This window comes from Microvirga mediterraneensis (assembly GCF_013520865.1).
In the GTDB taxonomy this organism is placed as follows: Bacteria; Pseudomonadota; Alphaproteobacteria; order Rhizobiales; family Beijerinckiaceae; genus Microvirga; species Microvirga mediterraneensis.
On record NZ_JACDXJ010000001.1, the window covers coordinates 4,087,133 to 4,112,498 of the forward strand.

The 25,366-nt window shown below is 63.4% G+C and carries 21 protein-coding genes; 5 read left to right on the plus strand and 16 right to left on the minus strand.

All coding sequences use genetic code 11. The features are described from left to right. Positions 1 to 109: 109 nt before the first annotated feature. The 5 genes from acuI to H0S73_RS19410 form a co-directional block, all read right to left on the minus strand. Positions 110 to 1,099 (minus strand): acrylyl-CoA reductase (NADPH), encoded by a 990-nt coding sequence (gene acuI / locus H0S73_RS19390; protein ID WP_181053683.1) that lies wholly within the window; start codon positions 1,097 to 1,099, stop codon positions 110 to 112. Between the two features lie 181 nt (positions 1,100 to 1,280). Then, positions 1,281 to 2,522: an MFS transporter gene (locus H0S73_RS19395; protein ID WP_181053684.1), complete on the minus strand. Its 1,242-nt coding sequence runs from the start codon at positions 2,520 to 2,522 to the stop codon at positions 1,281 to 1,283. Between the two features lie 155 nt (positions 2,523 to 2,677). Beyond that, positions 2,678 to 4,108 carry a M10 family metallopeptidase C-terminal domain-containing protein gene (locus H0S73_RS26285; RefSeq protein ID WP_181053685.1) on the minus strand — a complete coding sequence of 477 codons (1,431 nt, stop codon included), beginning with the start codon at positions 4,106 to 4,108 and terminating at the stop codon, positions 2,678 to 2,680. A gap of 187 nt (positions 4,109 to 4,295) precedes the next feature. Next, on the minus strand, positions 4,296 to 5,528 hold the full coding sequence (locus H0S73_RS19405) for a cell wall hydrolase (RefSeq protein WP_343058417.1): 1,233 nt from the start codon (positions 5,526 to 5,528) through the stop codon (positions 4,296 to 4,298). Between the two features lie 112 nt (positions 5,529 to 5,640). Continuing rightward, positions 5,641 to 6,465 (minus strand): helix-turn-helix domain-containing protein, encoded by an 825-nt coding sequence (locus H0S73_RS19410; protein ID WP_484502643.1) that lies wholly within the window; start codon positions 6,463 to 6,465, stop codon positions 5,641 to 5,643. A gap of 149 nt (positions 6,466 to 6,614) precedes the next feature. On the opposite strand from H0S73_RS19410, the gene H0S73_RS19415 reads away from it, so the two are divergent. Next, entirely contained in the window at positions 6,615 to 7,016 is a 402-nt protein-coding gene (locus tag H0S73_RS19415; RefSeq protein WP_181053688.1) for a hypothetical protein, read from the plus strand. Between the two features lie 181 nt (positions 7,017 to 7,197). Here the strand turns inward: H0S73_RS19415 and H0S73_RS19420 are convergent, their stop codons facing one another. The 3 genes from H0S73_RS19420 to ppdK are packed head-to-tail and all read right to left on the minus strand — an operon-like array spanning position 7,198 to position 10,524. Further along, positions 7,198 to 7,554, minus strand: a complete 357-nt coding sequence (locus H0S73_RS19420) for a GFA family protein (RefSeq protein ID WP_181053689.1) — start codon at positions 7,552 to 7,554, stop codon at positions 7,198 to 7,200. Between the two features lie 24 nt (positions 7,555 to 7,578). Further along, positions 7,579 to 7,845 (minus strand): hypothetical protein, encoded by a 267-nt coding sequence (locus H0S73_RS19425; RefSeq protein ID WP_181053690.1) that lies wholly within the window; start codon positions 7,843 to 7,845, stop codon positions 7,579 to 7,581. Further along, positions 7,846 to 10,524: a pyruvate, phosphate dikinase gene (ppdK, locus tag H0S73_RS19430; RefSeq protein ID WP_181053691.1), complete on the minus strand. Its 2,679-nt coding sequence runs from the start codon at positions 10,522 to 10,524 to the stop codon at positions 7,846 to 7,848. A gap of 368 nt (positions 10,525 to 10,892) precedes the next feature. On the opposite strand from ppdK, the gene H0S73_RS19435 reads away from it, so the two are divergent. Beyond that, positions 10,893 to 11,996, plus strand: a complete 1,104-nt coding sequence (locus H0S73_RS19435) for a calcium-binding protein (protein WP_181053692.1) — start codon at positions 10,893 to 10,895, stop codon at positions 11,994 to 11,996. 66 nt (positions 11,997 to 12,062) lie between these two features. Here H0S73_RS19435 and H0S73_RS19440 read toward each other — a convergent pair whose 3' ends face one another. From H0S73_RS19440 to H0S73_RS19455, 4 genes are all read right to left on the minus strand, one after another. Beyond that, positions 12,063 to 12,707 (minus strand): L,D-transpeptidase, encoded by a 645-nt coding sequence (locus H0S73_RS19440; protein WP_181053693.1) that lies wholly within the window; start codon positions 12,705 to 12,707, stop codon positions 12,063 to 12,065. Between the two features lie 169 nt (positions 12,708 to 12,876). Continuing rightward, complete coding sequence (gene glyS, locus H0S73_RS19445; protein ID WP_181053694.1) at positions 12,877 to 15,132, minus strand: glycine--tRNA ligase subunit beta; 2,256 nt, start codon at positions 15,130 to 15,132, stop codon at positions 12,877 to 12,879. 45 nt (positions 15,133 to 15,177) lie between these two features. Beyond that, positions 15,178 to 16,119 (minus strand): glycine--tRNA ligase subunit alpha, encoded by a 942-nt coding sequence (locus tag H0S73_RS19450; RefSeq protein ID WP_181053695.1) that lies wholly within the window; start codon positions 16,117 to 16,119, stop codon positions 15,178 to 15,180. A gap of 96 nt (positions 16,120 to 16,215) precedes the next feature. Beyond that, entirely contained in the window at positions 16,216 to 17,100 is an 885-nt protein-coding gene (locus H0S73_RS19455; protein WP_246389097.1) for a S49 family peptidase, read from the minus strand. 159 nt (positions 17,101 to 17,259) lie between these two features. Here H0S73_RS19455 and H0S73_RS19460 point away from each other — a divergent pair, with 159 nt between their 5' ends. Beyond that, on the plus strand, positions 17,260 to 17,595 hold the full coding sequence (locus tag H0S73_RS19460; protein ID WP_181053696.1) for a hypothetical protein: 336 nt from the start codon (positions 17,260 to 17,262) through the stop codon (positions 17,593 to 17,595). A 31-nt stretch (positions 17,596 to 17,626) separates the two neighbouring features. On the opposite strand, the gene H0S73_RS19465 is transcribed toward H0S73_RS19460, so the two are convergent. Together H0S73_RS19465 and H0S73_RS19470 are read right to left on the minus strand one after the other, a co-directional pair. Beyond that, positions 17,627 to 18,367, minus strand: coding sequence for a tRNA1(Val) (adenine(37)-N6)-methyltransferase (locus H0S73_RS19465; RefSeq protein WP_181053697.1), 741 nt, complete (start codon positions 18,365 to 18,367; stop codon positions 17,627 to 17,629). Next, on the minus strand, positions 18,360 to 18,584 hold the full coding sequence (locus tag H0S73_RS19470; RefSeq protein WP_181053698.1) for a putative signal transducing protein: 225 nt from the start codon (positions 18,582 to 18,584) through the stop codon (positions 18,360 to 18,362). Before H0S73_RS19470 ends, H0S73_RS19465 begins: the two co-directional genes overlap by 8 nt. A 108-nt stretch (positions 18,585 to 18,692) precedes the next feature. Between H0S73_RS19470 and H0S73_RS19475 the strand changes: the two genes are divergently transcribed. Then, entirely contained in the window at positions 18,693 to 19,712 is a 1,020-nt protein-coding gene (locus H0S73_RS19475) for a polyprenyl synthetase family protein (RefSeq protein WP_425488232.1), read from the plus strand. A 226-nt stretch (positions 19,713 to 19,938) separates the two neighbouring features. Here the strand turns inward: H0S73_RS19475 and H0S73_RS19480 are convergent, their stop codons facing one another. Continuing rightward, positions 19,939 to 21,927: a glycoside hydrolase family 113 gene (locus tag H0S73_RS19480; RefSeq protein ID WP_181053700.1), complete on the minus strand. Its 1,989-nt coding sequence runs from the start codon at positions 21,925 to 21,927 to the stop codon at positions 19,939 to 19,941. Between the two features lie 500 nt (positions 21,928 to 22,427). Between H0S73_RS19480 and H0S73_RS19485 the strand changes: the two genes are divergently transcribed. Further along, complete coding sequence (locus tag H0S73_RS19485; RefSeq protein ID WP_181053701.1) at positions 22,428 to 23,237, plus strand: MetQ/NlpA family ABC transporter substrate-binding protein; 810 nt, start codon at positions 22,428 to 22,430, stop codon at positions 23,235 to 23,237. Positions 23,238 to 23,310: 73 nt separating this feature from the next. On the opposite strand, the gene H0S73_RS26165 is transcribed toward H0S73_RS19485, so the two are convergent. After that, positions 23,311 to 25,314 (minus strand): PD40 domain-containing protein, encoded by a 2,004-nt coding sequence (locus H0S73_RS26165; RefSeq protein ID WP_181053702.1) that lies wholly within the window; start codon positions 25,312 to 25,314, stop codon positions 23,311 to 23,313. Positions 25,315 to 25,366: the final 52 nt, after the last annotated feature.

Here is a 25,366-nt window from a genome sequence, read left to right on the forward strand (position 1 = left end):
TCTCGCTCATGTCATCCCCGGCCTCGTGCCGGTGATCCCGATTTGGGTGGCGCGGCGCTTCACAGAAACGGGATGGCCGGCACAAGGCCGGCCATGACGTGGCTGGTTGTCAGCGCGCAATGTCCACCACCACGCGCCCCTTGACCTTGCCATCCACGATTTGCCTGCCCGCCTCCAGCACCCGATCGAGCGGGATCGTCGAGGTCATGACGGCGAGCTTGTCGTGGTCGAGTTCGCGGGCGATCCGGTTCCAGGCCTCGATCCGCAGCGCCTTCGGAGCCATCACCGAATCGACTCCCAGCAGCGCAACGTTTCGCAGGATGAACGGCGCGACGGTCGTGGGAAGATCCATGCCGCCCGCGAGGCCGCAGGCGGCAATCGCACCGCCGTACTTCGTCATGGACAGGACATTGGCGAGCGTCGTGGAACCGACCGTATCGATGCCCGCCGCCCAGCGCTCCTTGGCGAGCGGCCGCGCCGGACCGGCGAACTCGCTGCGGTCGAGAATCTCGGCGGCTCCGAGACCTCTCAGGTAGTCGGCCTCCTCGGGCCGCCCTGTGGAGGCGATGACATGCCATCCGGCTTTCGCAAGCAACGCCACGGCCACCGAGCCGACGCCGCCGACCGCGCCCGTCACGATAGCCGGCCCGCGGTCCGGGCTCAGGCCATGGCGCTCCAGGGCCATCAGGCAGAGCATCGCCGTGTAGCCCGCCGTTCCGACCGCCATGGCCTGAAGGGGCGATAATCCCTGCGGAAGCGGGATCAGCCACTCGCCCCTGACGCGCACCTTCTCCGCATAGGCGCCGAGATGGGTTTCGCCCAGGCCCCAGCCGTTGAGCACCACCGCGTCGCCGGGCTTGAATTCGGGATTCGAGGAAGCCTCCACCGTGCCGACGAGATCGACGCCGGGAATCATGGGAAAGCGGCGCACCACCGGGGCCTTGCCGGTGATCGCGAGGCCGTCCTTGTAGTTCAAGGTCGAGTGCGACACGCGCACGGTGACGTCGCCGTCCATGAGATCCGCCTCATCGAAGGCCCGGATCTCGACCCTTTGACCGGCTTCGTTCTTGTCGATGACGATGGCTTTGAACGTGCTCATGGCATTTCCTCCCCGGTCCATTTGGGGCGCGTCGGAGGGCCGGGGCAAGCGGAACCGCCTTGGAACGGCTTCCACTTTCGTGGAATCCCTCCCTTCTTTTCCTTGCTCGGCCGCACGTTTTGACGGTGAGCCGGACCCACTTCACCGAAAAATTGTTTCAGCCTTCGGAGCAGTTGAAAGCCTACTCCGCCGGCTGCAGGGCGGGCCCGCGCTGCACGGGCTGCTCCTTGATCGGCAGGTTGATCAGGGCGGAGGCGAGGCCAAGCAGAACCGAGAGCCACCAGACCGCGCTGTAATTGCCGTTGATCTCGTAGAGCAGGCCGCCGAGCCAGACCCCGAGGAAACCGCCGACCTGGTGAGAGAAGAACGCGAAGCCGTAGAGCATGGCCATGTAGCGTGTGCCGAACATCAGCATCACGAGGGAGGATGTGGGCGGCACGGTGGAGAGCCACAGCACACCGATGGACATACCGAACAGGATCGACGTCACCGGCGTGGCTGGGACCAGAATGAAAGCGGCAATCGCCACCGAGCGGCCGAGATAGATCCAGGCGAGGAGCCAGCGCTTGGACATGCGGGTGGAGAGCCAGCCCGAGGCGAGAGAGCCGACTGCGTTGGCGAGCCCGATGGTGGCAAGCGTCCATCCGCCGACAGCGGCGGAAAGACCCGCGTCCTTGAGATAGGCCGGCAGGTGGACGGTGATGAAGGCGAGTTGGAAGCCGCAGGTGAAGAAGCCGAGCACCAGCAGCACATAGGAGCGGTGCCGGAAGGCCTCCGTCAGGGCCTGCTTGATCGACTGGTTCGGCAGCGCGGCCGCTCCGGCCTGGGCCGCATCGGCGGTCGGCCGCGTGGCGAGCGCGAGCGCCAGGGGCATGACGAGCAGCACGCTCGCGGCGAAGACCAGCAGCGCCTGATGCCAGCCGAAGGAATCGATCAGCACATTGCCGATGGGCGGGAACAGGAATTGACCGAAGGAGCCGGCCGCCGTGCCGGCGCCGAAGGCCATGGGCCGCCATTGCTCCGGCAGGAGCTTGCCGAAGGCGCCGAGCACCAGATTGAACGAACAGCCCGACAGGCCGAATCCGATGAGCACGCCGGCGCCGAGATGAAGCATGCCGGGCGTGGTCGCATAGGCCATCACGACGAGGCCGAGGGCATAGAGCAATGCGCCCACGCAGAGCACCCGGAGCGCCCCGAACCGATCCGCCACCGCTCCGGCGAAGGGCTGCCCCACGCCCCAGAGCAGGTTCTGAATCGCGATGGCGAAGCCGAACGTGTCGCGGCCCCAGCCATATTCGGTGATCATGGGGAGCTGGAACAGCCCGGAGGACGCCCGCGGCCCGAAGGTGATCAGGGCGATCAGGCAGCCGCAGACAACGATGAGTTCCGGAGAAACACGGGATCGAGCGGGAGAGGCGGACATGCTCACGGCCCTCAGAAGAGGCAACAAGGGTGCGCAGACTATCCCAAGTCGTTCATCAGCAACATTGAAAGTTTGTAGGCTTTGGCATGAGAAAAGGTGATGGATGCCCTAGGGGCGAACGGGAGCCTGGTTTCTCCCGCAGGCCGTCTGCCTCGTCAAACCACGAAGAAGTCCTGATGCCCGAGCTTCAGGTTCTTGCCAAGAACGGCGACCTTCACCTGAGCAGCTGCGCCGGTCCCGTCCGCATCGTAGAAGAGCGTGCCGGTTTTCCTGTCGTAGATGATCCGGTCCTCACGGTCCTGCGCCTTCGAGGCCCGGACGAACATGTCGGCGTCGAACGCCTTCGGACTGGACGCGCTGCCGGCGCCCAGTCGGGTGAAAATCTTGTTGTCGAGCAGGATCGAATCGTAAGTCGTGTTGAAGTCGTAGATCCGGTCGATGTTCGTACCTTTGCCGACCTTGCTGTCGAAGATGAAGCTGTCCCAGCCTGCCCCGCCGTAGAGCTTGTCGTCTCCGGTCCCTCCCTGAAGGGTGTCGCTGCCGGAGCCGCCGAAGAGCGTGTCACTCCCCCCATTGCCCTTCAGCAAGTTCGCGGCGGCATTGCCCTGGAGCGTGTCCGCGAAGCCTCCGCCGGTGGCGTTTTCGATCATCACTCCGTTGGCGATCGTAAAGCCGCCGGCAAACTCACTCTCGCGGGAGACGAATCCTCCCGCATTGGGATCGCCGTCCCGTAGCGTCGCGGCGCGAAGATCGATGACGACGCCCGCATGGGCCTGCGCCGCGCTGATCGTATCCTTTCCCCCGGAATCCCAGAGGCAGGACCATCCCCGATTCGCGACCTCCGGACTCGAAGTCGGCAATGTATAGACATCGTTCCCTTGGCCGGTCTTGGTGTTCTTTCCATAGAGAGCCTGCAGGGCGGCGATATCGAAAGCCCCCAGCCCCGCCTGGTTCCCATAGGTCTTGTCATAGCCGGCATCACCCCATCCGGGGTTGTAGGACATGACCGTCCAGATGCCCTGGTTCAAACCGTATTGCCCCGTCGAGAAGGCGTCAGTGACGCCCGGAAAGGTCGTTGCGTCCTGATTTGTCCCGCCATCATGCGGATGGGCAAGACCCATGCCGTGGCCCAATTCGTGCAGCACGGTGTTAAGGACGTCGCTGCCGAAAGAGAAGCCGCTCCCTGTCAGCGCCGCAGAATTGAAATATCCCCAGCTCTGCTCATTGTTCGGCAATTCGTGCAGTCCGAGCGTATCGCTGCCCAAGTCTGTCTTCCACCAGACGATGTTGGCCTCCGCAACGTAATTGGCACGCACGAATGTCAGCCCGCAGACGCTTTCGTAGACCCCCATCGCGTAGTCGAAGGCGGCTTTCTCGATATCGGTCCAATTCCGGGCTGACGCGGCGCTCGCCAGAACTTCGCTCGGGCCATGAACGGTATCGGCGGCCGTGAAATCCCTGCCTTGCCCGAACCAGACTTTGATCGGCCCGCTCGCGGTATTCCAGGCGGAGCCACCCCAGACAAGGGAATCCACATAGGGATTGCCATAGCCCGAACCCGGAACGGAACTTCGGATGCTTGCCACGATGTCCTCGCCTTGGATGTCACATTGGGAAGCTATACCAATACATTATAACTTCTGAAGTGTCGAAGCGCACCCGAGAGGAGTTCTTGCGGGTCGAATGCGAAGAAGCGGCTCGCATGCTGCTCTTGTTCTTCGATTTCCCACGTCCTCTCACGCAAAATCGATGCCCGCTTTTGCGTGAGAGGCGCTAAGTCTGCCCGGGTTTGAGCTTGTAGAAGATGTGACGGCCGATCACGTCCATCTTCTTCAGGCGACGTGCCCAGTAAGGCTTTACGTAATCCGCGTGATAATGGGTCGCGCCGCCCACATCGGCCAAGTACGTCTTGCCTTCGAGCACGGCACTCGCGACGCTCTTGGCGCGCTCCCAGGACTCCGTATCGCGGATGCGCAGAGCCTTGCCCTCGCAGGCGAAGGTGAACTGACAGGCGAGATGGCGATGGCGGTTCTGATAGACGACGCCACAGATGCTGGACGGATAAAGGCCGCTCTTCACCCGGTTGAGCACCACTTGAGCCACCGCCGCCTGCCCTTCGAGAGGCTCGCTGCGGGCCTCGAAATAGACGGCCTCGGCAAGGCAGCGCTGCTCCTTGCTCATATTGTCCGGATCGATCAGGTCGGCATAGCGCGGGCGATCCGCGTCGTCGCCTTTCGGCAGGATGGTCAGGGCGCCATAGCCTCCACGGTCGAGGCGCGGCGATTGCAGGGACACGGGAGCCGCCGCGATCTCGATGGGCGTTGCCTCCATGGGAGCCGGTGTCGCCGAAGACAAGGCGGTGGCGCGCTTCACCATGGGGGTCGTCGGGCTCGCGGCCGCTCCGGTGGAGCCCGCGGCGGCGGCCGCCGGCGACTGCACGGAGGTGGTCTGCCGCGTCGTGGTGTATTCGGGCGTCTCCCAGGGCTGGAAGACCTGTTCGGTTTCCGGCGCTTCGAGCTGGCCCTCCATGAGGACGGTGGGCGGCAGGAGCCGCTCGTCGTGGCTGTAGAGCAGCCGCGCGCCGGTCGCGTGCTCGAGCGTGGGACGCAGTTGCTTGGCCCGGCGGGACAAGGTGGCATGCGGCGCTACCAGGGGATGACCCTTCAGGGCGCGATCGACGACCGGATCTGGGCCCGCATCAGCCTTCCTGTCAGCCTTGAGAGGCGCGGAATCGGCCGTTTCATCCGGCAAGTCATAGCGCGGCATGGAGCGGAGGATGTCGCGATCGATTCCGAGCTTGCCATCGGCGATGGAGGCTCCGGTCGGAGGAATGAGCGCCGTCTCGACGAGACGGGCGGTCGCGCTGCGCGGCGTGAAGCTGACGCCGGAATGCAGGTCGTTGCTGGCCGAGGCGGTGAACGAGATCAGCAGCCCTGTCGCCAGCGCCCAGGGTGCCGTCGTGGCGCAGATCCATTTCACTCGAGAACGACGATACGGAAGACGCACGCGCAACACCCTGCAAAAACTCATGAACATCACGGAGCATCCAGCAGGAGGGCTCCGATGACTCAAAGTTATCGCGGGTTAAGGTTGATGGGTGGTTAAAGCCGGCCTTCCCTCACCCGGCCCTTGCTGCGGCAGCCTGACGCTTCTCGGCGAGACGGCGCAGGGCAGAGCCCGTTTCAGGATCGGCCGGGAAGAAGGCCTCGATGGCGAGTTCCGAGAGAGTGACGTCCACGGGCGTTCCGAAGATCGTCGTGGTGCTGAAGAGCGTCAATACGCCCTCCTCCGTCTGGACCTGGAGCGGCACGACGATGCCGGCATAATCGTGGCTCGTCTTCGGCGCTCGCGCGGCCGCATCGGGCGTCGGATAGGAGCGCAACTCCTCGATCAGGGCGGCCAGGACAGCATCGCCCGTCGCATCCACCTGACGATGCAGGCGGTGGACCAGATGGTTGCGCCATTCGGTGAAGTTCACGATGCGCCGCGCAAGGCCCGCCGGATGGATGCTCAGGCGCAGCACGTTGACGGGCGGCTTCATCAGGGCCGGATCCACGTCGCCGATCAGCGCCACGAGGGCATCGTTCGCCGACACGAGCGACCAGTGCCGGTCGACCGCGAGCGCTGGATAAGGATCATGGCCCTTCAGCACGAGATCCACCGCCTGACGCATGCCGGCAAGGGCCGGGTCGTCGAGGGAACGCTGCGAATAGACGGGCGCGAAGCCCGCCGAGACCAGCATGATGTTGCGCTCTCGCAGCGGCATGTCGAGTTTCTCCGCAAGCAGCAGCACCATCTCCCGGCTCGGCTGCGAGCGACCGGTCTCGAGAAAGCTCAGATGGCGCGTGGAGATCTCGGCTTCGAGCGCGAGATCCATCTGGCTGAGGCGACGGCGCTGACGCCATTCGCGCAGGTAATCGCCTACATGTCGGTCGGTGGTCACGGGTCGGGTGCTCGCTGTTGTCATGGGTGGACCATAACGTGAGGCGCGTTCATCTTCCATGACCTCTGAGGTAATCGACTGCGCTCGGTCCTTACGAAATCCTGCATTCACGGTTGAGGCCCTCAGCCGACCGATGACAGGAGACCACCATGATGACGATCCAATCTTCCCCGCTTCTGCGCCAAGCCCTCGTGGCCGATGCCACCACCAGCGCGGCCTTCGGCCTCATGCTGCTGATCGGCGCCGGAGCCCTGAGCGGCATCTTCGGCCTGCCGGAAACGCTCCTGCGTGTTGCGGGCCTGGTTCTCTTGCCCTACGCGGCCTTCATCGGCTGGCTCGGCCTGCGGGAGCGGATCCAGAAGCCGGTCGCCTGGGCGGTGGTGCTCGGCAATGCCCTCTGGGTTCTCGACAGCGCCCTGCTGCTGATGAGCGGCTGGGTCTCGCCGACGAGCGCCGGCTATGCCTTCGTGATCGCACAGGCGCTCGTGGTGCTGATGTATGCGGAGTTCCAGTATGTCGGGCTGCGGCGCTCGACCGAGGCGATGGCGTGATCGTCCGTGCAGGGCGCATCATCTCTCCCCCTGCGGGAGAGATGATAACGCTGGAGCGGACTTCAACACGCAAATCGCATCCATACGTCATCACCGGCCTCGTGCCGGTGATCGCGATTGGCAGAGCGCATTGCTTCTCAGATGGGGATGGCCGGCACAAGGCCGTCCATGACGGAAAGAACTATCCCCTTGCGTCCCGCCCGTTGAACGGGATCGGCTTGATCTCGGACAGGTCTACCGTCTCCAGACAGCGCACGTTGATGGCCGCCATCGCCTCGCCCGTCGGCTGCTTGCCTTCGCCGAAGGTCGCCGAGCCGCAGGTGGAGCAGAAGCGGTGCTGGATGGTGTGCGTGTTGAATGTGTAGGTGGCGAGATCCTCCTCGCCACGAACGATGTTCAAGGCGCCGCGCGGCACGAAGTTGAGCAGATAGCCCTTCCGGCTGCAGATGGAGCAGTTGCACTCGATGACCTGATCGAGATCAGTCTCGACCTCGTACGCCACCTTACCGCAATGACATGAGCCCTTGTGCAGCGCCATCGCCCGTCCCCTTCTTCCGTGTTGTCAGCCCAACGCTATCATCGCGGTGACGATCAAACCAGCACCGATCACCGCCACGAAGCGATCGCCCATGGTGAGCGGCTCCGCCTTGCCCTGCGTCGCGAGCTGGCCGATGGCGAGATCCAGGATCAACGACACGGCGAAGGGCCACGCGGCCGGCGGCACGGCCGTCTGCTGCCATTCCGGATTGAGACGCGCGACATACCCGAGGACGATGCCGGAAACCAGCACCGTCCCGATATACAAAAGGCGCGAACGAGACAGGACCATTTAAGCTTGGCTCGCGGCCTTGTTGCCGAGCGCCGCCTGCGCAGCAGCAAGACGCGCGATCGGCACGCGGTAAGGCGAGCAGGACACGTAGTCGAGCCCGACCGACTGGCAGAAATGGATCGACGCCGGATCACCGCCATGCTCGCCGCAGATCCCGAGCTTGATGTTGCCGCGGGTCTGCCTGCCACGCTCGACCGCGAGCTTCACCAGCTCGCCTACGCCTTCCTGATCGATGGTCACGAACGGATCCGCCGGCAGCAGGCCTTTCTGCGTGTAGGGACCGAGGAACGAGGCGGCGTCGTCGCGCGAAATGCCGAGCGTGGTCTGCGTGAGATCGTTGGTGCCGAACGAGAAGAACTCCGCCGATTCCGCGATCTCGCCGGCGCGCAAAGCCGCGCGCGGCAGCTCGATCATGGTGCCGACCTGATACTCGACCGCCACGCCGCTTTCCTTCGCCACCGCTTCCGCCATGGCGACGATGCGCGCCTTCACGAGGTCCAGCTCCGCCTTCGTCATGACGAGCGGCACCATGACCTCCGGCACGACCGGCTGGCCGGTCTGCTTGCCGGCTTCCACGGCCGCCTCGAAGATGGCGCGTGCCTGCATCTCGGCGATTTCCGGATAGGCGACCGCCAGGCGGCAGCCTCGGAAGCCGAGCATCGGGTTGAACTCGTGCAGCTCGCGGGCGCGGTGCTTCAGTTTGTCGACGGAGGCGTTCATGGCCTTCGCCACCTCCTCCATCTCTTCCTCCGAGTGCGGAAGGAACTCGTGCAGCGGCGGATCGAGCAGGCGGATCGTCACCGGCAGGCCGCTCATGATCGTGAACAGCTCGACGAAATCCTTCCGCTGCATCGGCAGCAGCTTGGCGAGTGCCGCCCGGCGTCCCGCCTCGTCGTCGGACAGGATCATCTCGCGCACGGCCACGATACGGTCGCCCTCGAAGAACATGTGCTCGGTGCGGCACAGGCCGATGCCCTCCGCCCCGAAGGTGCGGGCGGTCTTGGCGTCGAGGGGCGTCTCGGCATTGGCGCGCACCTTCATGCGGCGCACCTTGTCGGCCCAGCCCATCAGCGTGGCGAACTCACCGGAGAGTTCCGGCTCCAGCATCTTCACCTGGCCCAACAGCACCTGGCCGTTGGAGCCGTCGATGGTCAATACCTCGCCCTTCTTCAGCGTCTGGCCCGCGACGGTAAGCGTCTGCGCGGCGTAGTCCACGCGGATCGAGCCCGCGCCCGACACGCAGGGCTTGCCCATGCCGCGCGCGACCACCGCCGCATGCGAGGTCATGCCGCCCCGGGTGGTGAGAATGCCTTCCGCCGCATGCATGCCGTGGATGTCTTCCGGCGAGGTTTCGACTCGCACGAGGATGACCTTGTGGCCGGCCTTCTTGGCGGCTTCCGCGTCGTCGGAGTTGAACACGATCGCGCCCGAGGCCGCGCCGGGCGAGGCCGGCAGGCCGGAGGCCAGGATCTTGCGCTCGGCCTTGGGGTCGATGGTGGGATGCAGCAGCTGGTCGAGGGCCGCCGGCTCGACGCGGGTGATCGCCTCTTCCTGGGTGATCAGCCCCTCGGAGGCCAGTTCCACGGCGATGCGCAGCGCCGCCTTGGCCGTGCGCTTGCCGTTGCGGGTCTGGAGCATCCAGAGCTTGCCCGTTTCGACCGTGAACTCCATGTCCTGCATGTCGCGGTAGTGCTTCTCGAGGATGCCGTAGATGCGCACCAGCTCGTTGTAGGCCTCGGGCATCGCCTGCTCCATCGAGGGCTTGTCGGAGCCGGAGGCAATGCGGGCCCTCTCGGTGATGTCCTGCGGGGTGCGGATGCCCGCCACCACGTCCTCGCCCTGGGCGTTGATGAGGAACTCGCCGTAGAGCTCCTTCTCGCCGGTCGATGGATTGCGGGTGAAGGCCACGCCGGTGGCGGAGGTCTCGCCCATATTGCCGAACACCATGGCCTGCACGTTGACTGCCGTGCCCCAGCTCGCCGGGATGGCGTGCAGCTCGCGGTACTTGATGGCGCGGTTGTTCATCCAGGAGCCGAACACGGCCCCGATGGCGCCCCAGAGCTGCTCCTCGGGCTCCTGCGGGAAGGGCTTGCCGAGCTCCTTCTCGACCAGGGCCTTGTAGCGCGGGAGGATCGCCTGCCAGTCGGCGGCGGTCATGTCCGTGTCGAGGGTGTAGCCCTTGCGGTCCTTGTACTCGTCGAGGATCTCTTCGAAATGATGGTGCTCGAGGCCCAGCACCACGTTGGAATACATGGTGATGAAGCGGCGATAACTGTCATAGGCGAAGCGCTCGTCGCCTGCGCCCTTGGCGAGAGCCGCGACGGTGACGTCGTTGAGGCCGAGATTGAGCACCGTGTCCATCATGCCGGGCATGGACGCCCGGGCGCCGGAGCGGACGGAAACGAGAAGCGGGTTCTCGGCATCGCCGAAGGTGCGGCCCGTGAGCTTGCCGACATAAGCCAGCGCGTTCTCGACTTGGCTTTTAAGCTCCTGCGGATAGGCGCGGCCATGGTCGTAGTAATAGGTGCAGACTTCGGTCGTGATGGTGAAGCCCGGAGGCACCGGCAGGCCCAGATTGGACATCTCGGCCAGATTGGCCCCCTTGCCGCCCAGCAGGTTCTTCATCCCCGCCTGGCCCTCGGCCTTGCCATCCCCGAAGGTATAGACCCACTGCGTCATCGCTCGATTCCCTGGCTCTGAATACGCCCTGCTGCCGCGCAGGTGTTGGCTTGAAACATATGGAGCCCAAACGCAAGCTGAACAGCCAAGGTTCTGCCGAACACTCGCAATGGATAAAGTGTCATTGCGAACCGTTCCGAAAAAGCCCAATGGCCATGCCAGGCTACTTTACCATGGGATGGAGCCGGATTGCTCCTCATCCAGGGCGGATCGACGACACTGCCCCGATCCCCTGCCCGACAGTAATCACGAAAAGTACAACACCATTCCCAAAGTAGTCATCGACACCGCTCGTCCTTTTCGGCGCTCTGCCGCACAATCGCTCCTTTCGTCGCAGCCCTTATCTCTGTCGTGATCTGGAGGCGAGCATGGCCGTATTCACAGTGACGATCACCAATCCGGCAGGTGTCGACCTGTCTCTTTTCTTTCCCGGCACGATTGCGACCCAATGGACAGGTTCAGGATCCAACCCGACAAGCGGGAACGTAAACTTCTATGCCGCTCCCAACGGGATCACCGACAGTTCGAATTATTATACCATTGACACTGTCGGAAAGGGTTACTCTTTCCCCTCGGGCGACGGTGGTCTTGCCGGTACCATCACCTCGGCAACTCTCTCCATGACCCCGACGGGTGGCACGAAGGCTCAGCTCGCCACGATGTCGATTGCCCTCGGCACAGGCACCGCTGGCACCGGGGGCATCCCGATTCCTTCAATGATGGACATGACGCCGGACTCGCTTCTGCGCTTTGCGTCCCGAATTGATCCCGAGGGAGGCAAGCTGCTCCTGTATGGTGCCGACGGGAACGACCGGCTGATCGGCAGTCACCATGCGGACACTCTCGACGGCGGGCGAGGCATCGACCGGCTTGAGGGTTCGGGAGGCGACGACCTCTACTACGTGGATAACGCCCTCGATATCGTCACGGAGAATGATGGAGAGGGATCCGACACGGTGATCGCGACCGTCACTTACCGGCTCGCGGCTGGGACTTCGGTGGAAGGCCTAAAAGCCTTCACCAGCGCCGGCAATATCGGCCTGACGGGCAACGCCTTCTCCAATCAATTGTTCGGGAACGATGGTGCCAACCGGCTCGATGGCGGGGCCGGGAACGATCAGCTCACGGGCGGGGCGGGCAAGGATGCCTTCCTGTTTACGACGACGCTCAGCAAGACAGGGAATGTCGATAAGATCCTCGATTTCCAGGTGGTGGACGATAGCATCTGGCTCGATAACGCCATCTTCAAGGGCCTGGGCAAGAGCGGAACGATCTCTCATCCGGCAAAGCTCAAGGCCGACGCCTTCTTCATCGGGTCCCGCGCCCACGACGCGTCGGATCGCATCATCTACAACAAGACAACGGGCGATCTCTTCTACGATCCCGATGGGACCGGTCGGGCGCCTCAGATCAAGTTCGCCGAGCTTACCAAGGGCCTGAAGATGACGACGGCGGACTTCTTCACGATCTGAGGTCGCCGGAAAGGAAATGGCCGGGCTCCACGCCCGGCCATCGTGTCTCTTTCTTGTAATCGCCGCTCAGACCCGGTAGCGCCCGTTGCGCTTCACATAGACCGTTGCGCCGACGGGAACGCGCTCGTAAAGGTCGGCCACGTCCTCGTTGAGCATGCGCACGCAGCCCGAAGACACTTGCTCGCCGATGCTCCAGGGCTCGTTGGTGCCGTGGATGCGGAAGAGGATGTCGCGTCCATCCTGGTAGAGATAGAGCGCGCGGGCGCCGAGCGGGTTGTCGAGCCCGGCCTCCACGTAGCGCGGCAGCTCCGGCTTGATGCCGACCATGGTCTTGGTGGGAGACCAGTTAGGCCAGACGCCCTTGCGGCCGACGGACGCGATCCCCTTCCAGGAGAAGCCCTGTTTGCCGACGCCGACGCCGTAGCGGATCGCCCTGCCCTCGGGCTGGACGAGGTAGAGCATGCGCTCGTCGATATCGACCACGATGGAGCCCGGCTTTTCGGGTCCCTTATACTCCACAGTCTGGCGCGCATATTTCGCGTCCATCCTGCGGCGGTCGACCAGCGGAATATCGTGCGGCTTGTCCGGCATGGTGCCGATGTACCAAGCGGAATCGTCCGTTGCGGCAACCTCGTTCGGTTGTTGCTGGGCGGTCTGGCAGGCAGCGAGGGGCGCGCTCAGGAGAGCGGCGATCAGCAGGCGTCGAATCATGGTCACTCAACCAAGTGAATCAGTTGCCGCTTACCTAGGGCGTAGGTGCCGGCTTGGCTGTGCCCCCCGCGCAACACCTTAACATGAATTAACCGGCCCCGCCTGTCGAAGGGCTGTCTCCAAAGGAGTGAAAACGGCCCTCTTCCGAGGCAGGCAAAGGGTTTGGATGCTATCCTTCAATCCGGGAGAAATCCGCCACCGTGCGGGTGGCCTCGCGGATGTCGTTGAGGAGACGCAGGCGGTTCGCCCGGAGGCTTGCATCCTCCGCATTCACGGTGACCTTGTCGAAGAACGCATCCACGGGCTGGCGCAGGCGGGACAGGGCCCGCATCGCTCCCTCGAAATCCTCCGCCTCGATGGCGGCCTTCGCCTCTTCCTTCGCCCCATGGAGAACGACCGCGAGCGCCTTCTCCTCGATCTGGCCCTGGTCGTTCACGATCTGGAGGTCGGGCGCCTCGCTATAGGAGCGTCCGTCCTTCTTCTCCTCGATGCGCAGGATGTTGGCGGCGCGGCGATAGCCCGCGAGCAGGTTCCTGCCGTCCTCCGTTTCCAGGAAGCGGCCGAGCGCCTCCACCCGACGGACGACCATGAGGAGATCGTCCTGCCCTTCGAGGGAGAACACTGCATCGATGAGATCGTGCCGCGCGCCCTGGTCGCGGAGATAGACCTTCAGGCGGTCGGCGAAGAACGAGAGGAGGTCGAGCGCGCGCACATACATGATCCGCGCGAGGCTCTCGGCATTCCCAAGCTGCCGCTGCCGGAAGATGGATTCGAGATCCGGAAGCGTCGGATGCGCGACGAGCCCGGCAATGGCGCTGTCGTCGATGGCCTCGACGAGCTTCTTGGCCTGCATGAACTCCTCGAAGAGAACATCCTTCGCATCGCGGGCGAAAGGCTTCGCGAGCAGGGAGATCAGCGGCAGATTGAGATTGTTCTCCAGCACCAGCCGGATCACGCCGAGCGCCGCACGGCGCAGGGCATAGGGATCCTTCGATCCCGTCGGCTTCTCGTCGATGGCCCAGAAGCCCACGAGGGTATCGATCTTGTCGGCGAGCGCCACGGCCACGGAGACCGGATCGGTCGGCACGCGGTCGGACGGGCCGAGCGGCTTGTAGTGCTCCTCGACGGCCGCCGCGACGGAGGGGTGCTCGCCCTGCAGCGTCGCGTAGTAACGGCCCATCAGGCCCTGCAGCTCGGGAAATTCGCCCACCATCTCGGTGACGAGATCGGCCTTGGCGAGACGCGCGGCCCGCTCCGCCAGCGCAGGCTCGGCGCCGACGATGGGCGCCAGTTCCTTGGCAAGCGCCGCGATGCGCTCCACGCGCTCGTATTGCGTGCCGAGCTTCTCGTGGAACACGATGCTTTTCAGCTTCTCCAGCCGGTCTTCCAGCTTCACGCGCTGGTCCGTCTCCCAGAAGAATTTCGCGTCGGACAGGCGTGCACGTACCACGCGCTCGTTGCCGCCCACGATGGTCTTGCCGCCGTCGGCGGCAACGAGGTTCGAGGTGAGCAGGAACTTGTTCGCGAGCTTGCCGGTGTTGGGATTGCGCAGCACGAAACATTTCTGGTTCGCGCGAATGGTGGTGCGGATCACCTCCGGCGGAATGTCGAGAAACGCTCCGTCGAACGATCCCATCAGCACCACGGGCCATTCCACGAGGCCCGCGACCTCTTCGAGCAGGCCTTCGTCCTCGATGAGTTCGAGGCCCTGCGCGAAGGCGAGGTCCTTCGCGTCGTGCAGGATCATGTCCTTGCGGCGATCCGTGTCGATCACGACCTTGGCGCGCTCCAGCGCCGGCGCGTAATCGTCGAAGCGCTTCACCCGGATCTCGCCGGGAGCGAGGAAACGGTGGCCCTTCGTGACATCGCCCGATGCGATGCCGTCGATTTCGAAGCGCACCACTTCCGGATCCTCGGTCTCGGGCCCGAAGGTGCAGACGACCGAATGGAGCGGACGCACCCAGCGCAGGCTTCCGGGCTCGCGCGAGGCGGCGCCCCAGCGCATGGATTTCGGCCAGGGGAAGTTCTTGACGATGCCGGGCAGGATTTCCGCCAGGACGTCCGGCGTGGAGCGGCCGGGCTTCTCGATGACGGCGACGTAGAACTCGCCCTTCTTCGGATCGCTCTCGATCTTCGCCTGGTCGATGGAGGACAGGCCCGCTCCCTTCAGGAAGCCCTGGATCGCTGCATCGGGCGAGCCGACGCGCGGACCTTTGCGTTCCTCGCGTACGTCCTGCCCCTTCACCGGCAGTCCCGCCACATGGAGCGCCAGCCGCCGCGGCGTGGCGAAGGCCTTCGCGCCTTCATAGAGGAAGCCGCGCTCCACGAGGGCATCGGTCACAAGCTTCTTCAGATCCTCCGCCGCACGGCGCTGCATGCGGGCGGGAATTTCTTCGGAAAAGAGTTCGAGGAGAAGATCGGGCATCGGAGAACTTTATGTCTGAGGGAGGTCAATGGACGGGGACGGCACTCACGCCGCCACGCCTCCGCCCTCGGTCTTCAGCCAGGCCGCGCCGCAGGCCTTGGCCAGTTCGCGGACGCGCAGGATGTAGCTCTGGCGCTCGGTGACGGAGATCACGCCGCGGGCGTCGAGCAGGTTGAACATGTGGCTGGCCTTGATGCACTGATCGTAGGCCGGCAGCGCCATGAGATGGCGGTTGTCGTTGGAGCCGGGCTTCGGCTCGCCGTCTTCGAGATACTTGCGGCAGGCGGCCTCCGCATCTCGGAAATGCCGGAACAGCATCTCGGTATCGGCATATTCGAAGTTGTGGCGCGAATATTCCTGCTCGGCCTGCAGGAAGACGTCGCCGTAGGAGACCTTCCGGTCGCCTTCGAGCCCGTTGAAGTTGAGGTCGTAGATCGACTCAACGCCCTGGAGATACATGGCGAGGCGCTCAAGGCCGTAGGTCAGTTCGCCCGCAACCGGCGAGCATTCGAAGCCGGCCACCTGCTGGAAATAGGTGAACTGCGACACTTCCATGCCGTCGCACCAGCATTCCCAGCCGAGGCCCCAGGCGCCGAGGGTCGGGCTCTCCCAATCGTCCTCGACGAAGCGGATGTCGTGGACGCTCGTGTCGATGCCGATGGCCTTGAGCGAGCCGAGATAGAGCTCCTGCAGGTTCGGCGGGTTCGGCTTCAGGATCACCTGGAACTGGTAATAGTGCTGCAGCCGGTTCGGGTTCTCGCCGTAGCGCCCGTCCTTGGGTCGGCGGGAGGGCTGCACATAGGCGGCCCGCCAGGGCCTGGGGCCCAGAGCCCTCAGGGTGGTGGCCGGATGGAAGGTGCCCGCACCGACCTCCATGTCGTAGGGTTGGAGGATGACGCAGCCCTGTTCGGCCCAGTAGCGCTGGAGGGTGAGGATCAGGCCCTGGAAAGAGCGCGCAGGGTTCATATGCGCGGGTTCGCTCGTCATGTCGGCGTCCGGTTCATCTCGAAAATGTCAGGCGAACCCTTGGGATGATGGGCGGCCCAAGTCAAGCGTCGGCGGCCCTTCCCGCCATCGCCGCGCTCACAAGCCGAGCCGCGCCCAGGCGGCGCGCTCTTCCAGGGCGCCGACGATTTCGCCCGGGTCAATCAGGCTGCTCTGCCCGAGGGACCGGCGGCCGAGGAGCCGGCCGAGGAGCGGCGGGCGGGCGGGCTCGATCATGCGGAACTGCACCTTCTCGCCGAAGCGCTGGCGCAGGATGGTGCGGATGTCGCCGAGCCCGTCGATGAGGCCGAGATCGAGCGCCTCCGACCCGACCCAGAAGGCGCCGGAGAAGAGGTCGTCATAGGAATCGTTGAGCTTTTCCCCCCGGCGGTCCCGCACGAGGTTCTCGAAGACCTGATGGATCTGGCGCTGGAGCCCCTTCAGGCGCACCACATCGTCCGGGTTCTCGGGCCGGAACGGGTCCAGCATCGCCTTGCTCTTGCCGGCGGTATGCACCCGCCGCTCGATGCCGATGCGCTCGATCAGCTCATGGAAGCCGAAACTCGCGGAGACGACCCCGATGGATCCGACGATGGAGGCCGGGTCGGCATAGATCTCGTCCGCCGCGCAGGCGATCATGTAGCCGCCGGAGGCCGCCGCATCCTCCACGAAGGCGATGACCGGGAGTTTCTTCTCCTCGGCGAAGGCGCGGATCCGCTTGAAGATCAGGTGAGACTGCGCGGCCGACCCGCCCGGCGAGTTGATGACCAGAGCCACCGCCTTCGCGCCCGGAACCGAGAAGGCGCGCTCCAGGAGCGGCGCCACGCTCGCCATGGCGAGCCCTGCCCGCAGGGGCATCACGGCCCCGATGGGCCCCGACAGGCGCACCACGGGCACGATTGGATCAGGGTAGATGCGATATTTGCTCGGGAGGAGGAACTGAAGGCGTGCCGGGAGCATGGAGGAGAACGATGTTTGAGCCATGGCAGTTATGTAGGGTGCACGGCACGGCTTCCCAAGATGAACATACCGTTAGGGAAAATGTCGGGTTGCGTTCAGTTAAAATCGTTTATTTCTTGATCATGGACAACGGCCCGATCGTGACACCGTTTCAATCCGGTGTGCGGGCGAGGAGAAGATGAAATGCGTAAGCTGATGTTCGGCCTTCTTGGTTTTGCAGCGCTGGGCTTTGGAGCCCTGTCGGTCCAGCCGGCGGAGGCACAGCCTTATTATCCAGGCTACGGCTATCGGGAGCCGACCGTGACGGTCCAGTATGGGGGCCCCCGTTATGACCGCCCCTATTACGGTCGTCCCTATTATGGCCGCCCCTATTACGGACGCCCCTACGGAGCCTATCGCCCGGTTCCCGCCGCCCGCCGCTGCTGGGTCGAGCCGCGCCGGGTCTGGAACGGCTACCGTTGGGTGCGCCGTCCCATCGAGGTCTGCCGAACGGTGGGCCGGCCGGGCTACCGCTACTGAGCTTGGGAAGGGCGCCGAAAGGCGCCCTTTTTCATAGGAGATCCGCCTCTCCCCGATGCAGAGCCTCGGCCTGCGGGGTGAACCGCCCGTCGAGACCGTTCAGGATCAGTGGCGGCAGGATGCCGAGCGGCGCCCTGCTGCCCTTGATCCCCGATAAAAGAACGCGAATCGCCGCCCGGTCGGCGCTCGGATGAACGAAGCGCAGTTCCAGGCCGCCGAGCCATTTTTCCACGATCCGAAGGCATTCGGCCGTGCGGTCGGCCCGGTGGATGACGACGAGCCGCCCCTTGGGCTTGAGCAGCCCTGCACAGGCTTTCAGCCAAGCCTCCAGCCCGCCGGCCGGCAGGGCATGGGCGGCGGCGCGAATCCGGTCGGGCGAGATCCGGGCCAGCCCTTCCTCCAGGAATGGTGGATTGGTGAGGACGAGGTCGGCGCCCTCTGGGACCAGGCCGGCCGCGAGACGCGATTCCCTGTCCAGCACATCGGCGACGGCAACCTGCCCTTCCACCCCATTGTCGCGGCAGTTGCGGCGGCACATTTCCGCTAGACCTGGATCCCGCTCCACGAAGACGAAGCGCGCGCCCTTCTCCCGGGCCGCCGCCATGAGCCCGACCGCTCCGGTCGCGGCCCCCACATCCACCACCACGTCGCCCGGCCCCACCGGCGCAGAGGCCGCCAGCAGCACCGCGTCGGTGCCGGCCCGATGCCCCCTCTCCGGCTGGACGAGGTGGACGCGCCCGCCGAGCAATAAATCTTCCGTTATCTCAATCATGGCGCAGTTCGCCTTCGAGACCAGCCTCGGAGATCAGCCGGCGCGCTTGGCGCCAATGATCTTCGGGCACCAGGATCCGGCGCGGAAAGGCGCCCGTCATGCCCTCCAGGGCGCTCATATGCGCGTCTGCGACGAGAACGGGGATATTGGCGTTTTGCAGCAGGGATTGTAGGAAGCCGACCAGAACGAGATCGTTGGTGCGGACGATTTCGACCATCGGCGTGAGATCCTTCCCGTGTGCTAAGCGTTTGCATTGCAGCATGGAAAGTGCCATGCCAGTCCATATTCCTACCGGCCATCCCGGCCGGCAACCCGGGTCATGACAGTGGGCGTCGTCGTTCCGTTCGAAGACAAGCATCCCGAGAAGAATGCGAGCATCGAAAAGCTTGTGTCCCTTGTGGCCTCCGACATGGAACGGGTCAATGCGATGATCCTGTCGCGCACGGGTTCCGAGGTCACGATGATCCCGGAAGTGGCCAACCACCTCATTTCCTCCGGCGGCAAGCGCCTGCGGCCCATGCTGACGCTGGCGACCGCCGGGCTCTCCGGCTACCAGGGCGACGGGCACGTGAAGCTCGCGGCCTCGGTGGAGTTCATGCACACGGCCACCCTCCTCCACGACGACGTGGTGGACGAGAGCGACATGCGCCGGGGCAAGATCGCCGCCCGAATCAAGTGGGGCAACGAGGCGAGCGTGCTCGTCGGCGACTTCCTGCTCGGCCAGGCCTTCCGCATGATGGTGGAAGTGGGGTCGCTCCGCGCCCTCGACATCCTCTCCGCCGCCGCGACCGTGATCGCCGAAGGCGAGGTGATGCAGCTCGCGGCCGCCAAGAACACCGAGACCACCGAGGACGAGTACCTCGCCGTGATCCGCGGCAAGACGGCGGAGCTCTTCGCCGCCGCCTGCGAGGTCGGGCCCGTGATCGCCGAGCGCCCCAAGGCCGAGCAGGCAGCCTGCCGCTCCTACGGCATGAACCTCGGCATCGCGTTCCAGCTCGTGGACGACGCCCTCGATTACGGCGGCAAGGCCGCGACGCTCGGCAAGAACGTGGGCGATGACTTCCGCGAGGGAAAGATCACCCTGCCCGTCGTCCTGTCGTTCCGCCGCGGCACGGACGAGGAGCGAGCCTTCTGGAAGCGCGTGCTCGAGCAGGGCGAGATCGAGGATGCGGACCTCGAACAGGCCATCGCCATCATGCGTCGCCACCGGGCTCTGGAAGACACGGTCGAGCGGGCCCGCCACTACGGCGCCATGGCCCGCGACGCGCTCGCCCTCTTCCCGTCGGGCCCCATGAAGCAGGCCCTTCTCGACACGGTCGATTTCTGCATCGCCCGCGCCTATTGAGCTGCTGCTCAATCGTTTTATCACACAGTCCGGCTCATAAACCGGCACCTTCCTAAGCCGTCATGGCCGTCCCCGGCTTGATCCGGGGATCAGTTCCTGTCCATCGCGATACGGCGATGCTTGGTGCTTCAATCCATCGGGATCACCAACACAAGGCCCGTGATGATGGAGGCGGATTGGCAGAGCCGGTTGCTCTGCCCCGTGAGCATAGCTTCGCGCCTCCCTGTCAGATGACGAAGAAATCCTTGTTGGTCATCTTCAGCTTAGGAGAGAGCGTGGCGATCTTGATCTGCGCCGCGCTGCCGGTGCCGTCGGGATCGTAATACAGAACACCCTTCTTGCTGTCGTAGATGACCCGGTCGTCCGCGTCGTGCGCCTTCACGCCCTTGTAGAAGGACTTGCTCGCCATCTGCTTAGGCTTGGACGATGTACCGGAGCCGACCTTGAAGTACTTGTTCTCAAGATAGATAGAATCGTCCGCGACATTGAAATCGACGATCTTGTCGACATTCGTTTTTACGTTCGGCTTGGTGTCGAAGACGAAGACGTCCTGACCTGAACCGCCTGCCAGAACATCCTTTCCAAGCTTGCCGTAGAGCATGTCGTTCTTGGCGCCGCCGACAAGCTTGTCGGCTTTCTTGGTGCCGATCAAAATCAGGCCGTTCGTTCCTGTGCCACCGTCTGTTCCTGTACCGCCATCTGTGGATGGGTTGAGATTTCCCGACAGCACAATTCCGTCAGAGAACTGGAACGCTTCGACTCCCGAGACGATGTCGCGCCCATCGCCACCGGCTCGCACATCCAGAAAGGTGAAGGAACCGTCCTGGTTCTTGGTCACGCTATAATCCGCACGGCGGCCGCTGAAGACAGCCTTGTCCTGATCACCCGCACCGCCATCGAGCACGTCGTCGCCGATCCCGCCGGTCAGAATGTCGTTCCCGTCGCCCCCATTGAGCCGGTCGTGCCCGGCGCCACCCCACAGCGCATCGTTACCGCCGGCTCCATTGAGCGTATCGTTGTGATAGCCGCCATCGAGCTTGTCGGCACTGGCTGTGCCGTTCCAGACGAGCCCCATCTCATAGGCCGGGCTCGAGTAATTCGCCGTCACTATGGCGTTGGCGGGCTTGTGCTGCGTGGTGTAGTCCGTCCATGGGACGTTTGCCCCTCCTGCGCTTTGAGGGTCCATGGGATTTGCGAAGGAGTAGTAGCTCCAGAGCAATGACCCGGCGAGCCATTGGCCGCCGTAATTCTCCATGACCTTGAAGAGTGCCGTATAGGCGTCGACCTGCTCCTGAAAATCCGGTGGATCGTTTTCCCTGCCGCCAAATACGCCTGGATCAACGGTCGACCCATCGAGACTCCTGTAGCCGACCTCGGTGAAGATCACCTTTTTGCCGTACTGCTCAGACAGAGCCTTGTACCACTCGACGATCGACTTGCCTCCATGCAGGTTATCCCGGACCCAAGGGTTGAAGTGCGGCTTCGTCAGTGCGTCCACCATCTGGTCGACATTGGTCGTGTACGGCGTCGAGTCATTCTCCGCATGCTTGGGAGTCATCGCCCAGTAAGCATCGACGCCGATGTAATCGACCTTGTCCCAGAACCCGACATCCTTCACCGTCCAGTAGGTCGCCGCATAGGTGATCTTGCCCGAGTAAACGGCACGCACAGCCGCTATGATCTCTTCCCACTTCTGAGTATATGTCTTGCCATCGCTGCAGACGCCCAGCGGGTTGATCATGCTGTCCATTTCGGTGCCGATGCAGAGCATCTCCGCGCCGCCAGCCTGCGCCGCCCTGGCATATTCGACCATCATGGTTTTGTAGCTGGCGAACCATTCGTTCGCTTTGAGAAATTGGCCACTTCCAGGCGTAGCTTCTCCTCCAGGCTTGATCTCTGCGCGCCAAACCCGATCCACGGTTTCGAGGTGTGGCTTAAGCACAACCTTCAGCCCCTTTTCCTTGGCCGATAGGATGGAAAGCTTAACCCGCTCGAATGTGTCGCTCTCGTCGTCCCAAATATTGGTCGGATCACCGAGCCTCAAACCGATCTCGTAGCTGAGTCGATCCGTCTGAAAGAAGTTGGGAATGATCGTGACGGTGTTGGCGCCGGTCGCCACGATCTGGGACATGGCGGCTTGGCCATTGGGCGCGAGGATCTGGTTTCCCCAGTAAGACGGTTGGGTGATACCTTCCCATTCGAATATCTCGGGCATGAAATGTCCTTTTCTCAACAGCCGTTCACGGGCGACAAGTACGTTGGCCGAATCTCATATCCTTTATAATGTTTCAAATTAGCTTCGCCATTAGACCGAACGGTCGAGGGATTTTGGGAACAATCGGCCCCCCCGAACTCACCGCATCCCCGCTGCATGACAGACCTGTTCTTTTTACAGAACAAAACGATTGACATAAAACTCAGCCCGGATAGAAAAGTCGGGTCCCAAGGCGGTCGCCACCACCTTGAGACCGCGGTGATTTGAGACGAGCAGCTTGCCCCGCGTGATCAAAGGCTAAAGCGCCACGAGCGGCTTCCGCCTCGTGGTTCACGAGGATCGAACGGCTATGACGCGCCTGACTTCCATGACGGTATTCATGTCCCGGCCCTCGCCGGCTGAGAATTGTCGACGCCTCACGGCCTGATCCTCCCCTCCTTCCGAACCACCTGTCCGGCTTCGCGCTGAAGCCCGATCCTCTTTGTCTGAAAGGTCATCCCATGTCCGTTTTCACCCGCCGCAGCTTCCTGACCGCGACCTTCGCATTCGGCGCCTTCGTGGCCGCCGCCCTACCGGCTGCCGCCCAGCAGAAGAGCATCAAGGTCGGCGTCATGTCCGGTGCCGAGGAAGAGGTCGCGCAGGTCGTCAAGAAGGTAGCGGCCGGCAAGGGTCTGAACGTCGAGCTCGTCCCCTTCTCCGATTACGCCCTCGTCAACGAGGCGCTGGAGCGTAAGGACCTCGACGCCAACGCCTTCCAGCACAAGCCCTATCTCGACGCGCAGATCGCCGCCCGCGGCTACAAGATCGTCCCCGTGGGCTTCACCTTCGTCCAGCCCATCGGCCTGTATTCCACCAAGGTGAAGGCCGTATCCGACCTCCCGAAAGGCGCCAAGATCGGCATCCCGAACGATCCGAGCAACGGCGGCCGCGCCCTCAATCTTCTCGCCGCCGAGGGCGTGATCAAGATCAAGGAGGGCCGGGGCCTGTCTCCGAGCCTGCTCGACATCGCCGAGAACCCGAAGGGCATCCAGTTCTCCGAACTCGACGCCGCGCAGCTGCCCCGTGCCTTGCCCGATCTGGACGCGGCCGTGATCAACACCGACCATGCGATCAATGCGGGTCTCGATATCCGCAAGGACACGATCGCGGTCGAGAAGCGCGAGGGCAATCCTTACGCCAACTTCGTCGCGGCCCGTCAGGGCGACGAGAACCGCCCGGAGATCAAGACCTTCGTGGCATCCTATCAGTCGCCGGAAGTCGCCAAGTTCCTGGAAGAGCGCTTCAAGGGAGCCATTATCCCGGCGTGGTGAGCTGCGGGATCAACGCCTTGTTGATTAATCCAGAGGCGGCTGCCGATTGCGGCCGCCTCTGTGCTCTACAACGTTAGATCACGAAGAAGTCCGCTGCCATCATCTTCAGATTCTTCGGCAGAGAGGCGATCTTGACGGGCGCTGCAGCGCCTTTTCCATCCGCATCGTAATAGAGCACACCCTTCTTATGGTCGTAAATGATGCGGTCATCCGCATCGTGCGCCTTCGCGCCCTTGTAGAAGGCGTTTTTGCTGAGCTTTCCGGGCTTCGAAAGCGTACCTTTGCCGATCTTGAACACTTTGTTCTCGAGCCAGATCGCATCGTCCTTCACGTTGAAGTCGGCAACCTTGTCGAAGTTGGAAGTCTTGTGCGGCTTCAGATCGAACACGAACACATCCTGGCCCTCCCCTCCTGCCAGCGTATCGTTACCCGCGCCACCCCAAAGGACGTCGCGACCCGCATCACCGGAGAGCCTATCGTTGCCGCCATTGCCCTTGATGATGCTATCGAAGGCATCGCCGACGAGGGTGTCCGCCGCCGCGCCGCCGGTCAGGCTATCGGCCATCCCGGCCGCGCTCATCTGTCCCGTGACGATATCCACCGTGTAAGGCCGCACCCAGGTGAGGGAACCTTCGCTCACGGTGACGACGGCATTCTTCGATCCGGCCGAGGCATAGGCGTGCCCGAACGACGCCTCGCCTCCCGCAGGTGTCAGAATATCGGCCGTGCCGTCGCCCCAGGCGATGCTGACATTTGAAGCCGTGCCGACCTGGAACTTGCCCTCCACATAGCGCCCTTCGAGAACCGCTTGGCGATGCGGAATGAGCGCGGTGTCGACGACGAAAATGTCGAAGACTCCATTGGTGTCGCCGGCAACGAGATTCGTCGCTGCACTGGTGAATGTGAGGTAGCGGCCATCGGCGCTAGGGCTGCCATAGCTGCTATCGCCTCCTATCGCCTCCTGACCTTGCGGCGTGATGGAGAGTCGAACGATCTCACCCGTGACAAGGTCCTTGCGGAAGAAGTCGGCTTTGCCGTTCGTGTCGCCGGCAACGAGATCGGAGGCAGTGCTTGCAAACGTGACATAGCGCCCATCCGGACTGATGGCTGCAATAGTGCTTACTCCATGAGCCTCGGTCCCGTCCGCCTTCGTCGAGACTCGGATGATCGCGCCGGTCAGCAGGTCCTTCCGGAAAATGTCCCTTGTGCCGTTGTCGTCACGGGACACCAAGTTGGCTCCGGTACTTTCAAACACGATGTAGCATCCATTGGCGCTGAAACGTGCGTTGATGCTCTGCCCGCCATTGCTTCCGTCCAGCCGAGCGTCGATCCGCGTCGTTGCACCCGTCTGGAGATCCTTCAGAAAGAGATAGCGACCGCCATCCGTGCCTCCGGCGACAAGATCTGTGGAATTGCTTTCGAAAGCCACGTGGCGTCCATCGGCGCTAATGGTCGCGTTTTCGCCACCTGAGTCCGCTTGCGCTCCGGCGGAGTTGGTCGACACGCGGCGGATGGCGCCCGTCTGAAGATCCTTCAAGAACACATCTTGGGAAGAGTTCGTGTCAGACCCGACCAGGTTTGCTTCTCTGCTAGAGAAGACCAAGAAACGGCCATCCGCGGTCAGAGATCGTCCCAGGCCCACACTCCCGCCTTGCGCGATTTGCGAGCCGTCAGCGGCGACCGAGACCCTTGTGACGGCACCCGTTACAAGATCCTTTATAAAGACGTCCACTTGGCCATTGGTATCGCCCGGGACCAGATTGGTTGCGGTGCTGAGAAGAACAAGAAAACGCCCGTTGTCACTGAATTGGGTGACGTATGTAGCACCGTCTCCCGATCCTCCTGCTGCATTCGTTGAGACCAATCGCGTGAGGCCAGTCTGCAGGTCCTTGATGAAAACTTGATAATTACTTGCGGCATCAACGTTCAGGAATGCGATGGAATGCCCATCCGGACTAAACAACGAGATGAGACTGTTACTTGTCAGCTGTCCCCCGTCCGATCCGGTCGAGACGCGGGACATCAGATTGGTGTCCGTCAAGCGCGCGAAGGATTGGAGATTGAAGGACAATGTCATGGTGTGCTCAGCCTCTTCGGATTATAATGTTATATAGATTCATATAATAAGG

What these genes read in the sequence shown, in the direction of transcription:
- H0S73_RS19455 (WP_246389097.1), bottom strand. Translation starts at nt 17,100, where the DNA reads ATGGCTCAAACATCGTTCTCCTCCATGCTCCCGGCACGCCTTCAGTTC.
- H0S73_RS26165 (WP_181053702.1), bottom strand. Translation starts at nt 25,314, where the DNA reads ATGACATTGTCCTTCAATCTCCAATCCTTCGCGCGCTTGACGGACACC.
- H0S73_RS19465 (WP_181053697.1), bottom strand. Translation starts at nt 18,367, where the DNA reads ATGATTGAGATAACGGAAGATTTATTGCTCGGCGGGCGCGTCCACCTC.
- H0S73_RS19395 (WP_181053684.1), bottom strand. Translation starts at nt 2,522, where the DNA reads ATGTCCGCCTCTCCCGCTCGATCCCGTGTTTCTCCGGAACTCATCGTT.
- H0S73_RS19425 (WP_181053690.1), bottom strand. Translation starts at nt 7,845, where the DNA reads ATGGTCCTGTCTCGTTCGCGCCTTTTGTATATCGGGACGGTGCTGGTT.
- H0S73_RS19440 (WP_181053693.1), bottom strand. Translation starts at nt 12,707, where the DNA reads ATGATTCGACGCCTGCTGATCGCCGCTCTCCTGAGCGCGCCCCTCGCT.
- H0S73_RS19460 (WP_181053696.1), top strand. Translation starts at nt 17,260, where the DNA reads ATGCGTAAGCTGATGTTCGGCCTTCTTGGTTTTGCAGCGCTGGGCTTT.
- H0S73_RS19435 (WP_181053692.1), top strand. Translation starts at nt 10,893, where the DNA reads ATGGCCGTATTCACAGTGACGATCACCAATCCGGCAGGTGTCGACCTG.
- H0S73_RS19480 (WP_181053700.1), bottom strand. Translation starts at nt 21,927, where the DNA reads ATGCCCGAGATATTCGAATGGGAAGGTATCACCCAACCGTCTTACTGG.
- H0S73_RS19450 (WP_181053695.1), bottom strand. Translation starts at nt 16,119, where the DNA reads ATGACGAGCGAACCCGCGCATATGAACCCTGCGCGCTCTTTCCAGGGC.
- glyS (WP_181053694.1), bottom strand. Translation starts at nt 15,132, where the DNA reads ATGCCCGATCTTCTCCTCGAACTCTTTTCCGAAGAAATTCCCGCCCGC.
- acuI (WP_181053683.1), bottom strand. Translation starts at nt 1,099, where the DNA reads ATGAGCACGTTCAAAGCCATCGTCATCGACAAGAACGAAGCCGGTCAA.
- ppdK (WP_181053691.1), bottom strand. Translation starts at nt 10,524, where the DNA reads ATGACGCAGTGGGTCTATACCTTCGGGGATGGCAAGGCCGAGGGCCAG.
- H0S73_RS19420 (WP_181053689.1), bottom strand. Translation starts at nt 7,554, where the DNA reads ATGGCGCTGCACAAGGGCTCATGTCATTGCGGTAAGGTGGCGTACGAG.
- H0S73_RS19415 (WP_181053688.1), top strand. Translation starts at nt 6,615, where the DNA reads ATGATGACGATCCAATCTTCCCCGCTTCTGCGCCAAGCCCTCGTGGCC.
- H0S73_RS19470 (WP_181053698.1), bottom strand. Translation starts at nt 18,584, where the DNA reads ATGGTCGAAATCGTCCGCACCAACGATCTCGTTCTGGTCGGCTTCCTA.
- H0S73_RS19485 (WP_181053701.1), top strand. Translation starts at nt 22,428, where the DNA reads ATGTCCGTTTTCACCCGCCGCAGCTTCCTGACCGCGACCTTCGCATTC.